This window comes from Brevibacillus sp. FSL K6-0770, assembly GCF_038000275.1.
GTDB classification, from domain to species: domain Bacteria; phylum Bacillota; class Bacilli; order Brevibacillales; family Brevibacillaceae; genus Brevibacillus; species Brevibacillus parabrevis.
On the sequence record NZ_JBBOBQ010000001.1, the window covers coordinates 2,880,896 to 2,896,216 of the forward strand.

At 56.3% G+C, this 15,321-nt stretch carries 1 protein-coding gene; it reads left to right on the forward strand.

The window, feature by feature from the left end; genetic code table 11:
- The first annotated feature begins 33 nt into the window (after window positions 1-33).
- Window positions 34-15,291 (forward strand): linear gramicidin non-ribosomal peptide synthetase LgrD, encoded by a 15,258-nt coding sequence (lgrD, locus tag NST23_RS13915; protein WP_340963870.1) that lies wholly within the window; start codon window positions 34-36, stop codon window positions 15,289-15,291.
- Window positions 15,292-15,321: the final 30 nt, after the last annotated feature.

Genomic DNA, 15,321 nt, shown 5'->3' on the forward strand with positions numbered 1-15,321 from the left:
TTGGCAAATTTTTATAGGAGTGAGCAGGAGAAGATGAATAACATTGAAACGTATTATCCCGTTACTCCTTTGCAGCAGGGCCTCATTTTTCACAGTTTGCTGGAGCCGGAGTCCGGAGCCTACATCGTACAGATGGGGTTGAAGCTGCAAGGTCCTCTGAATATTCCGCTGTTTGAACAAGCGTGGCAGTGCCTCGTTGACAGGCACGCGATTTTTCGCACCAGATTCGTTGGCGGAAAAGTAAAAGAATACGTCCAGGTCGTCTTGAAGGATTTGAAAATTTCCCTGGTCGAACACGATCTTATTCATCTTTCTTCCTCTGAACAAGAAGCGTTTCTGCACCATTTTGCCAAAGAAGACCGCAAACGCGGTTTCGATATCGAGCAAGCGCCGTTGATGCGGCTGAATGTGTTTCATCTGGACAGTGATACCGTTCATTTTTTGTGGACGTTGCACCATGTATTGATCGACGGATGGAGTATGCCGCTTGTTTTCGGGGAAGTGTTTGCGGCGTACGAGATGCTCAGCAAAGGGCAGCCGCTGAGCCTCCCTCCGGTCAGAGTTTACCGCGATTACATTGTCTGGCTGAAAAAGCAAGATTTGCAGCAGGCGGAAGCGTTTTGGCGCACGTATATGCAAGGTTTTACCGAAGCCACGCCGCTTTCGTTCGGACGAGCCTACAAAAATCCGTACCTCGATCAAAAACAGTATCGGGAGCTGGATTTGACCGTCAGCGAGCAAACTTCCAAAGCGCTGCAAACATTGGCTCGCCAGCACCGCCTGACGGTCAATACGATCGTGCAAGGCGCGTGGGCGCTGTTGTTGAATCGCTACAGCGGCCAGGATGACATCGTATTTGGAGCCACCGTTTCGGGACGCCCGGCTGACTTGCCCGGAGTCGAGACGATGATCGGCTTGTTTATCAATACATTGCCAGTCCGCGTGCAAGTCAACGCGGAGGAAAGCGTCATCAACTGGCTCAAAACGCTGCAACAGCAGCAAGCGGATTTTCGCCAATATGAATACACCCCGCTTGTGGAAATCCAGGGGTGGAGCGACGTCCCGCGCGGCCAGTCTTTGTTCGAAAGCATTCTCGTTTTTGAAAACATGCCTGTCGGAAAATCGGGAGGCGGGGAAAGCGCCATCTCGATTGTGGACGTCTATTCCGAGGAGCAGACCAACTATCCGTTTACGCTGGTTGCAGCTTCAGGCAAAACGATCGACATCAAAGTCAAATTCGATGAAAGCCAGTTTGAGCTTGCGGCGATTGAGCGGGTAGTCGACCAGCTTCATTCGCTCTTGAGCTCGATTGCCAAAAACGCAAAGCAGCGGATTGGCGATCTGTCCCTGATCAGCGAGAGCGAGCGGCAACAAGTTTTGGTCGAGTGGAACCAGACGGCAGAGGATTACCCGAGCGGGCTTTGCATTCACCAAGCTTTTGAACAGCAAGCAGAAAAGACGCCCGATGCAGTAGCGGTCGCCTATAAAAACAGAGAGCTGACCTACGCGCAGCTGAACGAGCGGGCAAACCAACTGGCGCATCGGCTTATCCGCAAAGGGGTCAAACCGGATACGCTCGTCGGCATTTGCTTGGAGCGTTCCCCGGAAATGATTATCGGAATACTCGGGGTCATGAAAGCGGGAGCCGCCTACGTGCCGATTGACCCGGCCCATCCGCAGGAACGCATCGCCTATATGGTTGCCGACTCACAAGCGAGCGTATTGCTGACCCAGCAGTCGCTGCTGGAGATTTTGCCAGTGACAGCCGCACACGTGATTTGCCTCGACAGCGATCTTTTGGCGGATGAACCTGTTGACAACGCGGCTTCCGAGGTGACGGAGCAAAACCTTGCTTACGTGATCTACACGTCCGGCTCTACCGGATTGCCAAAAGGGGTCATGATCGAGCACCACAGCGCGATCAATTTGGCTTATGCGCTGATCGACGCTTTTGACATTCAGCCGACCAGCCGCGTTTTGCAATTCACCTCGTTCAGCTTTGACGTGTCAGTTTCCGAAGTTGTAATGGCTCTGCTCGCGGGTGCGACACTTGTCATCGAGGATCGGGAGTCGCTTTTGCCAGGCCCTGAACTGATTCAGGTTTTGCAAGAGCAACGCATTACAACCGTCTCCATGGTGTCTTCCGTTCTGGCGGCTTTGCCTGATGCTGATCTGCCTGACCTGCACACCTTGATTGTCGGCGGAGAAGCGCCGAGCCGCGAGCTTGTGGCACGCTATGCGCCAGGCCGTCAGTTTTTCAATTGCTACGGGCCGACAGAAGCAACCGTTTGCTCCACGATGATGCTTTGCCAGGCCGGGATGAACAACCCGCCGATTGGCCGCCCGATTGCCAACGCTACCGTGTACGTGCTGGATGCCAACCTCAATCCCGTTCCCGTCGGCGTGCCAGGGGAGCTGTACATCGGAGGCAAAGGCTTGGCTCGCGGCTACTGGAACCGCCCCGAGCTTACAGCAGAGAGCTTTATCCCGCATCCTTTTGGCGCAGCAGGCGAGCGGCTTTACCGGACAGGCGACCTCGTTCGCTATCGGCAAGACGGCAATCTCGAATTTTTGGGTCGCATCGACCATCAGGTGAAAATTCGCGGCTACCGCATCGAATTGGGCGAGATTGAAAATGCAATCCGGCAGCACCCTGCCGTACAGGAGGCTGTCGTCATCGCCCGCGAAGAAAAAGCGGGAGACAAGCGTCTGGCCGCCTATCTGGTGGCAGCGGGAAAAGCACAGCCGCCCGCAGAGGAGATCGCGCTTTTTCTGAAAGAGACGCTGCCTGAATACATGGTTCCGGCTGGTGTTGTTTGGCTCGATGCCATTCCGCTCACCGTCAACGGAAAAGTAGATCGCCGCGCGCTGCCCGTCCCGGATTGGGGCCAGCTTTCCACGAAGCGGGAGTATGTGGCGCCGCGCACGCCTACAGAGGAAATGGTAGCCAACATCTGGTCGCAAGTGCTTTCTGTCGAGCGGGTCGGCAGCTTCGACGACTTTTTCGAGCTTGGCGGGCATTCGCTGTTGGCTACGCAAACCGTTTCCCGTCTGAAAGAAGCGTTTGGCGTCGATTTGCCGCTGCGTGTGCTGTTTGAATGCTCGACAGTGAACAAGCTGAGCGAATGGATCGCGGCTGCTGGCGAAGACAAATCTGGGCTGTCGCGCATCCCGCTCGTTCCCGTTTCCCGCGATCGGCATTTGCCGCTTTCTTTTGCCCAACAGCGCTTGTGGTTCTTTGATCGGTTGATGCCAAACAGTGCGCTCTACAACATCCCGACAGCCGTACGCTTGCAAGGGGAGCTGGATATGGACGCTCTGGAGCAAAGCTTGCAGACGATCATCCAGCGTCACGAAAGCTTGCGCACGACGTTCACGGACCATAACGGAGAAGCCGTGTCGGTGATTCACCCCGAGATCGACTGGAAGCTGGAACGGATCGATCTGCGCGAACGGTCGGAGGAAATGCGCAATGAAGCAGGACTGCGCTTGGCGAAAGAGGAGGCGAACAGGCCGTTTGACCTCGTCACAGGCCCGCTCATGCGCGCGACGATCATCCAGACAGACGAGCGTGATTTCATCTTCCTGTTAAATGTGCATCACATCATCGCCGATGGCTGGTCGGCAGGCATTTTGATCCGTGAATTGTTCCATTGCTATCAGGCGTTTGCCAAGGCGGAAGCTCCGCAACTGGCTGAATTGCCGATTCAATACGCCGATTATGCTTACTGGCAGCGCGAATGGCTCACAAGCGATGTTTTGGACGAGCAACTGTCGTACTGGCGGGCGAAGCTTGGGGGAGCAGAACCGCTGCTTGCCTTGCCGACAGATCGTCCTCGTCCCGCTGTGCAGTCTTATGCAGGCAGCAGCATCTCGTTGCTGTTCGATGACGAGCTGAGAGCGAATCTCCTTGCCTTGAGCAAAAGGGAAGGAACGACGCTGTTCATGACGCTGCTCGCAGCCTTCCAAGTGTTCCTGTACCGCTATACAGGCCAGGACGACATTCTCGTCGGCACGCCGGAAGCGGGCCGCAGTCGCCAGGAGACAGAAGGATTGATCGGCTTTTTCATCAACACACTCGTCATGCGAACCGACTTGTCAGGCGAGCCGAGCTTCAAAGAAGTGCTTGCCCGCGTGCGGGAGACGGCTTTGGGCGCGTATGCCCATCAAGACTTGCCTTTTGAAAAGCTGGTCGACGAGTTGAACGTGGAGCGCAGCCTGAGCTACTCGCCGCTGTTCCAGGTGATGTTTGTCCTGCAAAACATTCCGGTTCAGGCAGACGCGCTGGATGGAATCCGCATTTTGCCGCTGGAAGGCAGCCAGCAGGTGGAGACGACCAAGTTCGATCTCACCTTGACGATGGCAGAAGCGGCAAACGGTTTGGCGGCGACGTTCGAGTACAACACGGCGCTGTTTGAGCGAAATACGGTGGAGCGGATGATCGGGCACTTTAGCTCGTTGCTGAAAGCCGTTGCTGCCAACGCGAACCAAGCGATCACTGCTTTGCCGCTGATGAGCGAAGTGGAGGAGCAGCAACTGGTTCTGGAATGGAACGATACGGCTGTGGCCTACTCCACGGAGCAGCTTGTCCATGAGCTGGTGGCACAAGTGGCCCGCGATATGCCAGACCAGCCTGCTGTCGTCACGCGTGATCAACTCCTGACGTACGGACAACTGGAAGCCAAAGCGAACCAGTTGGCGCACTATTTGCAAAAGCAAGGCGTGGGTCGAGGCAGTCTGGTCGGCATTTGCGTCGAGCGTTCTGTCGAGATGGTCATCGGGCAGCTGGCGATCATGAAAGCGGGCGCTGCCTACATCCCGATGGACCCGGCGTATCCGAAAGAGCGTCTCGCCTTCATGATGCACGATGCGAGCATGGCGATTGTGCTTACGCAAGCAAAACTCAGGCAAAAACTGCCCGCAGACACGAGTCGGCTGATTTGCCTGGACGCCGATTGGGAGACGATTGCGCAAGAGCCTACAGCAGCTCTGGTCAACACAACTGCCGCAAGCGACCTGGCCTACGTCATCTACACATCCGGTTCGACAGGCACGCCAAAAGGAGTCGAGATCGAGCACGCCGCTCTCTTGAATCTGATTTTCTGGCATCAGCGGGCGTATGACGTCACGGCGACAGACCGGGCATCGCAAATTGCCGGGACAGCTTTTGACGCATCCGTCTGGGAAATTTGGCCTTATGTAACAAAAGGAGCCACCTTGTATTTGCCGGAGGAAGAAATCCGGCTTGTCCCGGAAAAACTGCGTGACTGGCTCGTCGCTTCGAACATTACCGTAAGCTTTTTGCCGACGCCGCTGACGGAGAGCATGCTCGCTTTGGAGTGGCCGGGCGATACTGCGCTTCGCTACATGCTGACAGGCGGAGACAAGCTGCATCACTACCCGTCAGAGAAGATTCCGTTCACTCTCGTAAACCAATACGGCCCTACTGAAAATACGGTCGTGGCGACGGCGGGCATCGTTCCGAAAGAAGCAGGGCAAACGGCCGCTCCCACGATTGGCCGTCCGATCGACAACGTTCAGGTGTACATTCTCGATGCCCATAGGCAGCCTGTTCCTGTAGGCGTTTCCGGTGAACTGTACATCGGCGGAAGTTCCCTTGCGCGCGGTTACCTGAATCGTCCCGATTTGACGCAAGAGCGCTTTGTCGCTCATCCGTTCACGGAGAAAGCAGGGGCACGTCTCTATCGCACAGGGGATTTGGTGCGCTCCTTGCCGGACGGCAGTATCGAGTTCATCGGTCGTGCCGACGATCAGACGAGCATTCGCGGATTCCGTGTGGAGCTGGGAGAAGTGGAAACGGCAATTGTTGCCTTGCCAGCGGTAAAAGAAGCGGTCGTCACCGTTTGCACCGACAAGCAAGGGACGAAGCGCCTGGCTGCCTACCTCGTTTTGGAGGAAGGGGCGGCGCTTGCGACAGGCGACATTCGCAAAGCGCTCAAGGAAACATTGCCGGATTACATGGTTCCGGCATTTTTCACCCAGCTGGCGTACTTGCCGCTCACGCCAAACGGCAAGGTAGACCGTAAAAATTTGCCTGCGCCGGATTTCCAACGTCCGGAGCTGGAAGGAGAGTTCGTCTCGCCTTCGACAGAAAAAGAACGGCGCTTGGCGGCCATCTGGAAAGACGTGCTCGGGATCGAACAAATCGGGATACACGACAATTTCTTCGAGCTGGGCGGCGACTCGATTCTCAGCATCCAGATCGTGTCCCGCGCGAATCAGGCAGGGTTGTCGCTTGCGCCGAAGCAGCTGTTCGAATACCAGACGATCGCGGAACTGGCGGAGATCGTGGAGGAAAAAGCAGCGGTGCAAGCGGAACAAGGAGCCGTCACAGGCGAGCTGCCGCTTTTGCCGATTCAGAAGTGGTTCTTCCGGCTTCCTTTGGCAAACCGCGATCATTGGAACCAGTCCGTGCTGCTTTCCATTCAGGCTGGCATCGATCCTGCGGCGCTGAAACAAGCGGTCGGACAGCTCATGTTCCAGCACGATGCTTTCCGCATGCGCTATACACAAAGCGAAAGCGGCTGGCTGCAAGCGATGGATGCGCCAAGCGAGACGATTCCGTTTCGCGTGGAAGATTTGTCCCAGCTTGCACCAGAGGAACAATCCAGTGCCATCGAAGCGATTGCCAACGAGACACAGACGCAACTGAGTTTGCGTGCCGGGCAAGTCGTGCAAACCATCTACTTCCATCTCGGAAAAGAGGTGCCGGGCCGCCTCCTGATCGTCGCCCATCACCTGGTTGTAGACGGCGTGTCGTGGCGGATTATCCTCGAAGACTTGCAGCATGCCTACCAGCAAATCGCCGCAGGTCAAGAGGTGAAGCTGCCAGCGAAAACTACGTCCTACAAAGAGTGGGCGCAAGAACTGGAGCGCTACGCGCATTCCGAAGCGTTCAAGCATGAAAAAAGCTATTGGCTGTCCAAGTCCTCCGTCCATTCGGCTGAACTGCCCGTAGACATGCCAGATAGTGCGGAAAATACGGAAGCGACAGTCAAGTCCGTTCATTTTTCCTTGACCGTCGAAGAGACGAAAGCACTTTTGCAGCAGGTGCCGCAAGCGTACCGTACCCAGATCAACGACGTCTTGCTGGCCGCTTTGGCCAAGGCGCTCGGTCAGTGGACGGGCAAACGTTCGGTGTTCGTCAACGTCGAAGGACACGGACGCGAAGAACTGGCGGAACATCTGGATTTGTCCCGCACCGTCGGCTGGTTCACCAGCATGTATCCGGTACACCTGCAATGGGACGAGACATTTTCGGTGAGACGGGCGCTTTTGACAACGAAAGAAGAACTGCGCGCCATCCCGAACAAAGGACTTGGCTACGGCGTGCTCCGCTACCTCCATGCGGAACAGGAGATCGTCGATGCCATATCCCGCATACAAGCCGACGTATTGTTCAACTACATGGGCAAAATCGATCAGATCGTCGGCAGCGATTCCTTGTTTGGTTCGGCACCTGAGTCCAGCGGAGCGAATCTTTGCCCGAGCGCGCAAAGACACCACCTGCTCGACGTAAACAGTGTAGTGGCAGGGGAACAGCTCCACGTGACTTGGCGGTACAGCGAGAAGCTTCACCAGGAGAGTACGATTGCGGCAGTAGCGGAGAGCTTCATGGCTGCCTTGCGCGAGATTGTCGCCCATTGCACACTGCCGGAAGCAGGAGGGTACTCCCCGTCCGACTTCCCGTTGGCTGTACTGGAGCAAAAGCAGATCGACAAACACATCGGTTTCGACCGGCAAATCGAGGATGTGTACACGTTGTCTCCGCTTCAGCAAGGGATGCTGTTCCATTCCTTGTACAACCAGGACAGCGGCGATTACGTCGTGCAATTTGCGGTCACGTTCCAAAATCTGGACGTGTCTGTCCTGGAAAAAGCGTGGCAAAACGTGCTGGATCGCCACTCCATTTTGCGGACGCACTTCGTTTGGGAAGGACTGAGCGAGCCGCACCAGGTCGTGCGAAAAGACGTAAAAGTCACGCTCACCAAGGAAGACTGGCGCCACCTGCAAGCAGATGTGCAGGACGAGATGCTGGCAGCTTTTCTGGAAGAAGACCGCAGACGCAGCTTCGATATTGCGCAAGCGCCATTGTCTCGCTGGGTCGTCTTCCAGACCAAAGACGAGGAGTATCGCTTCGTCTGGAGCTTCCATCACGTTTTGCTTGACGGTTGGAGCGTTCCGATCGTGTTGAACGAACTGCTTGCCCACTATGCTGCAATCAGCGAGGGGCGAGAAGGAAAGCTTGTGCCTTCGCAGCCGTTCTCCCAGTACATTGCCTGGCTGAAGCGCCAGGATAGGGAAAAAGCGAAGCCATTCTGGACAGATCAGCTAAAAGGCTTCCACGAGCCGACTTCTTTGGGAATGGGCAAAAATGTTGCCGCTTCGCAGCAGAAGCAGTACAAGGAGCAAAGCGTCCTTTTGTCAGAGGAAGCGACCGAGCATTTGCAAAGCTTCACGCGCGAGCATCAGCTGACGCTCAATACACTCGTGCAAGGGGCATGGGGCTGGATTTTGGGAAGCTACAGTGGGGAAGAGGAAGTGCTTTTCGGGGCGACAGGTTCAGGGCGTCCGGCTGACCTTCCCGGTGTCGAGACGATGGTCGGTTCGTTCATCAATACGCTGCCTGTGCGGGTTCCGTTGCAGACAGATGCGACCTTGCTTGCCTGGCTGAAAGACTTGCAGCGACGACAGTTGGAAATTCGCGAGTACGAATACACGCCGCTGTTCGACATCCAGGGCTGGAGTGAACTGCCGCGCGGGTCTGCGCTGTTTGAATCGATTCTCGTGTTTGAGAACTATCCGACTGTGCAAGCAGCCAAAAAAGGCGAAGACGAGGCTGCATCTGCGACATCCGGCGTTTCTCTGGAAATTCACGATGTAGCGGCAGTCGAGCAAACGAACTATCCGCTGACGTTGGTCGCAGCGCCAGGCAAACAAGTGGCGTTCAAGTTGAAGTATGACCAGGATCGCTTCGATGACGCCATGATCGAGCGCGTGTTGAACCAGATGACCCGTCTGATGGTCTATATGAGCAAATCGCCGGAGCTGCCTCTGAATGACGTCGCGTTGATGGATGAAGACGAGCGCAAGCAGGTACTGATCGACTGGAACCGCACGGAAAAAGAGTATCCGCGCGAGCTTTGCCTCCATCACGCCTTTGAACAGCAAGCGGCGAAAACGCCCGACAACATTGCGCTTGAATACAAAGAGCAAAGCTTGAGCTACGCCGGACTGAACGAGCGGGCAAACCAGCTGGCTCATCTGCTGCTCGCCCAAGGCGTTAAGCCTGACACGACTGTAGCGATTTGCGTGGAGCGCTCCATGGAAATGATCATCGGCATTCTCGGCGTGCTGAAAGCGGGAGCTGCCTATGTCCCGATTGATCCTGCGCATCCCGAAGAACGGATCGCCTACATGCTGGATGACTCGCAAGCGGTCGTCGTGCTGACCCAAGCGGGACTTGCGGACAAGTTCACGCAAGCGGCAGCTCCGGTCATTTGCCTGGGCGAGAAGCTGTTCGCGGATCGTGCGCATGTAGACGTGGACAACATTCAGACGGATGTTGCGTCCACGAATCTCGCTTATGTCATCTACACATCAGGTACGACCGGGCTGCCAAAAGGGGTAGCTGTCGAGCATCGCAGTGCGATGAACATGGTGCAGGCGTACATCGCCTATTTCGGATTGGACGAATCCAGTCGCGTCCTGCAATTCACCTCATTCAGCTTCGACGTCTCCGTTTCGGAAATTTGGCAGGCGCTGCTTTCAGGCGGGACGCTAGTCATTGAAGATCGCGAGTCGCTGTTGCCAGGGCCGGACCTCGTCCGCACGTTGCGCGAGCGCCGCATCAGCAAAGTATCGATGGCATCCTCCTTGCTGGCTTCGCTACCTGTGGCGGAATACCCGGATCTCGCCGTGCTGGAAGTAGGGGGAGATGCTTGCAGCCGCGAACTGGTTTCCCGTTATGCAACAGGACGAAAATTTTTCAACTGCTACGGCCCGACCGAAGCGACAGTCGGTACCGTGATCAAACAGTTGACGCTTGACGACGATACCCCGACAATCGGCCGTCCGTTCCCGAACACCAAGCTGTACGTGCTGGATCAAAACCGCAAGCCCGTTCCTGTCGGCGTACCGGGAGAGCTGTACATCGGCGGCGAGTGCCTGGCGCGCGGATATTGGAACCGCCCCGAGCTTACAGCGGAGCGTTTTGTCGCCAATCCATTCGGACAACCGGGCGAACGGCTTTACCGGACTGGCGACCTCGTGCGCTACCTGCCGGATGGCAACGTCGACTACCTCGGCCGTTTCGACGATCAGGTAAAAATTCGCGGCTATCGTATCGAGCTGGGCGAAATCGCAGAGGCGCTCAGACAGCACGCAGCGATCCGTGAAGCAGTCGTGCTTGCGCGAGAAGTGCGACCGGGTGACAAGCGTTTGGCTGCCTATTTGACCAGCGCCGCCGAGCGAGAATTGTCCGTGGACGAGATCAAGCAATGGCTCAAGGAAAAGCTGCCAGACTACATGGTTCCGGCGAGCTACACGTGGCTTCCGGCCATTCCGCTGAACGTGAACGGAAAAGTCGATCGCAAAGCGTTGCCAGCTCCTGATTGGGGGCAAATCACGGCTGCGTACGTCGCTCCGCGCAACCCGCTGGAAGAAATGATCGCCAACGTCTTCGCAGAAGTGCTCGCCGTGGAAAAAGTCGGGATCGACGACAACTTTTTCGAGCTGGGCGGTCACTCCTTGCTTGCGACACAGACGGTTTCTCGCCTGCGGGAAATCGTTGGCGTGGAACTGCAACTGCGCACGTTGTTTGAACATCCGACAGTCGCCGGGCTTGGCGAACAGCTGGAGCTGCTCACGAAGCAGTCATCCCGCAAGCTCGCGCCACCGATTGGAAAAGTATCCCGCAAGGAGCCGCTGCCTTTGTCCTTTACGCAGCAGCGCTTGTGGTTCCTGGAGCAATTTACGCAAAACAGCTCGATCAACAACATTCCGTCTTTCCTGCGCATCCAGGGCGAGCTAGACGTGGCCGCTTGGGAAGCGAGCTTTTCCGCGATCATTTTGCGCCACGAAAGCTTGCGAACCAGCTTCGAAGTTCGGGACGGCCGACCTGTGCAGGTCATTCAGCCGCATGGCGATTGGGCAATGACCCGGATCGATCTGCGTGCGCTGGAGCCTGCCGAACGGGAAGCGGAAATCAAGCGCCTGGCAGAACAGGCGATTGTCCAGCCATTTGACTTGACCAAAGGGCTGCTGCTCCGGGCGAGTCTGGTTCAGCTCGATGCCAACGACTTCGTTTTCCTGTTCGTCATGCACCACATTGCGTCAGACGGATGGTCGATGGGAATTTTGCTGAGTGAGCTTATGACCAACTACAAGGCTTTTCGTCAGGGAGAAGCGTCACCGCTTGGGGAATTGCCGATCCAGTACGCGGATTTCGCCGTCTGGCAACGGGAATGGCTGAGCGGAGAAGTTCTCGCTGAACAGCTCGGCTACTGGCGAGAAAAATTGAAGGGCAGCGAGCCGCTTTTGCAACTGCCGACAGACCGCCCGCGCCCGCCCGTCCAGACGTACGAAGGGGAGAAAATGTCCGTCCAGTTTGGAGCGGAGCTTTTGGAACAATTGCAAAGCCTGAGCCGAAAAGAAGGGGCAACCTTGTTCATGACGCTCTTTGCCGCGTTCCAAACTTTGCTGTACCGCTACACCAACCAGGACGACATTCTCGTCGGAACGCCGATTGCCGGACGCAACAAGCAAGAGACGGAGCAGTTGATCGGCTACTTCATCAATACACTCGTCCTGCGCACGGACATGTCCGGCCACCCAAGCTTCCGCGAGCTGCTTGCGCGCGTTCGCGAAACCGCGCTGGAAGCTTATGCGCATCAGGATGTTCCGTTTGAAAAACTGCTGGACGAGCTGCAACTGGAGCGCAGTATGAGCTACTCTCCGCTGTTCCAGGTGATGTTTATTTTGCAAAACATCCCGGTACAGGCTGAACCTGCTGGCGACATTCAACTGAGCAGCTTTGACCTTGAGCTGGGCGCTGTCACCTCGAAGTTCGACATGACGGTGACGATGGTGGAAACACCGGACGGACTGCTTGCCACGCTAGAGTACAACAAGGCTCTGTTTGACAGCAGCACGATCACTCGCATGGTCGAGCACTTCCACAAACTGATGGAAGAGATCGTAGCGAACCCGGATCAGTCGATTACGTTGCTTCCGCTTATGCGCGAGGAAGAGGAGCAGTTGCTGATCACCGAGTGGAACCGCACGGAAGTACCGTATTCGCGGGAAAAATGCGTCCATGAAATGATCGAGGAAATGGTGAGCAAAGCACCGGACAGCATCGCCCTGATCGTGGGTGAGCAGCGCGTAACGTACGGCGAGTTGAACAGGCAGGCGAACCAACTGGCGCACTATTTGCGCAAGCAGGGAGTTGGCCCGGAAGTGCTCGTCGGCATATGCGCAGAGCGGACAGTCGAAATGATGATCGGACTTTTGGCGATCCTCAAGGCTGGCGGCGCTTATGTGCCCATCGATCCGGCGTATCCGGCAGAGCGGATTGCCTACATCATCGGGCATTCGCAAATTCCGGTTCTGCTTACGCAAGAACATCTGCTGCCGACGCTGCCTGAGCACCAGGCGAAAGTGATTTGCCTGGATCGCGATTGGGCAACGGTAGCGGTTGAGTCCGAGGAAAATCCAGGCAAGCTTGCGACCTCCGACAATTTGATCTACGTCATTTACACATCTGGCTCTACCGGCAATCCAAAAGGGGTGGCACTGGAACACCGCAGCGTGATTTACTTCCTCTCTTGGGCGCATGACACTTATACGCCTGAGGAGATGAGCGGCGTCCTGTTCTCCACGTCGATCTGCTTCGACTTGTCTGTGTACGAGATGTTTGCCACCTTGACCATGGGCGGCAAAGTGATCATGGCGGAAAATGCCTTGCAACTGCCAGCCTTGCCAGCAGCCGATCAGGTGACGCTCGTCAATACAGTGCCGTCGGCAGCGACAGAGCTTGTCCGCATGAAGGGCATACCGGCTTCGGTGCGTGTCATCAACTTGTGCGGCGAGCCGCTTTCCAACCGATTGGCACAAGAGCTGTACGCCTTCCCGCACGTGGAAAAAGTGTTCAATCTGTACGGGCCGACGGAGGATACCGTTTACTCCACACACGCGATCGTGACAAAAGGAGCGACGAACGAGCCGCTAATCGGCAGACCACAGTTCAATACGCACGTCTTCGTGCTGGACAGCCACCGCAAGCCTGTGCCAGTAGGGGTGCCGGGGGAATTGTACCTCAGCGGTTCCGGCTTGGCGCGCGGCTACTTGCACCGTCCCGATCTGACCGCAGAACGCTTTGTGCAAAATCCGTTCCGCGAACCGGGAGCGAGAATGTACCGGACTGGCGACCTCGTGCGCTACTTGCCGGACGGAAATCTCCAGTTTGTCGGCCGCGTCGATTACCAGGTGAAAATCCGTGGCTACCGCATCGAGCTGGGCGAAATCGAGTCCGTGCTGAACCGCTTCCCGGGCGTCAAAGAGGTCGTGCTGCTCGCCCGTGAAGATCGGGAAGGCGACAAGTGCCTGGTTGCGTACATCGTGTTCGAGGCAGATTGCACAAGCAAGATTCACGATCTGAATCACTTTTTGGCCGACAAGCTGCCAGCGTACATGATTCCGCAGCATTACATGATTTTGGACAGCTTGCCGAAGACGCCAAATGGCAAACTCGATCGCAAAGCGCTGCCGAAGCCGGAATACGACCGCTCGGAAGCGGGAGTCGAATACGTCGCGCCGCAAACGCCAGTGGAAATCATGCTGCACGCGCATTGGGCTGCGGTGCTGGAAATGGAAACGATCGGCGTGCACGACAATTTCTTTGAGATCGGCGGACACTCGCTGCTCGCTACGCAACTGATTTTTAAAGTGCGCGAAGAGCTGCAACTGGAAGTGCCGTTGCGCATCTTGTTCGAGACGCCGACGATCGCGGGGATGGCCAAGACGATCGAGGAAATTATCAAACACGGTTTGACGTCCGTTTCCCAGGAGATCGACGCCAAAGGTCTTCAGGATGAAGTCGCGCTCGATCCGGCGATTTTGGCCGAACAGCCGTACGAAGGCGACCCGAGCCAGTTCCAGGCGGCGTTATTGACAGGAGCTACAGGCTTCCTCGGAGCCTTCCTGCTGCGCGACCTGTTGCAGATGACAGATGCAGACATTTACTGCCTCGTTCGCGCTTCTGGTGAAGAAGAAGGACTGGTCCGCCTGCGCAAAACGTTGCAGCTGTACGAGCTGTGGGATGAAGCTCAGGCACACAGAATCATTCCGGTAATCGGCGATTTGGCCCAGCCGCGACTCGGGCTGTCTGCCGGGCAGTTTGACGCGCTGGCCGCAACAGTCGATGTCATCTACCACAACGGCGCCTTGGTCAACTTCGTTTATCCGTACGCCGCCTTGAAAAAGGCAAACGTCATCGGCACGGAGGAAATTATTCGCCTGGCTGCGGCCAAAAAGACCAAGCCTGTCCACTTCGTCTCGACGATTTTCACCTTTGCCTCGGAGGAAGGCGAGGAATCCGTCGCGGTTCGCGAGGAAGACATGCCGGAGAACAGCCGCATCCTCACTTCCGGCTATACGCAGAGCAAATGGGTCGCCGAGCACATCGTCAACCTGGCTCGCCAGCGCGGTATTCCGACAGCGATCTACCGTTGCGGCCGGATGACGGGCGACAGCGAAACAGGGGCATGCCAAAAAGACGACCTGATGTGGAGAATTGCCGCCGGAATCATCGATTTGGGCAAAGCTCCTGACATGAGCGGCGATTTGGACATGATGCCAGTCGATTTTGCAAGTAAAGGAATCGTTCACCTCTCCATGACCGAGCACAGCATGAACAGCAACTTCCACCTGCTCAATCCGAACGCAACCGATTACGACGACTTGATCGCAGCCATCGAGAACAAAGGCTTTGAGCTGGAACGAGTCACGATGGACGAATGGATCGAAGCCGTGCAGGAAGACGCGAAGGACAAAGGCATGGACGCCAACTCGGCCGCACCGCTCGGCAATCTGTTCTCGGACGGTCACAGCAGCAGGGGCAGCGTCGTTTACGTCGGCAATAAAACGACTCGTCTGTTGCGCCAGGCTGACATCGAGTGCCCGGAAATCGATGAAGAGGTGTTTGCGAAAGTTCTCGATTACTTTGCCAGAACCGGTCAATTGCGTGTGACACAAAATACACGGAACTGACACAAAAACAGTCCACCCGACATCTCGATA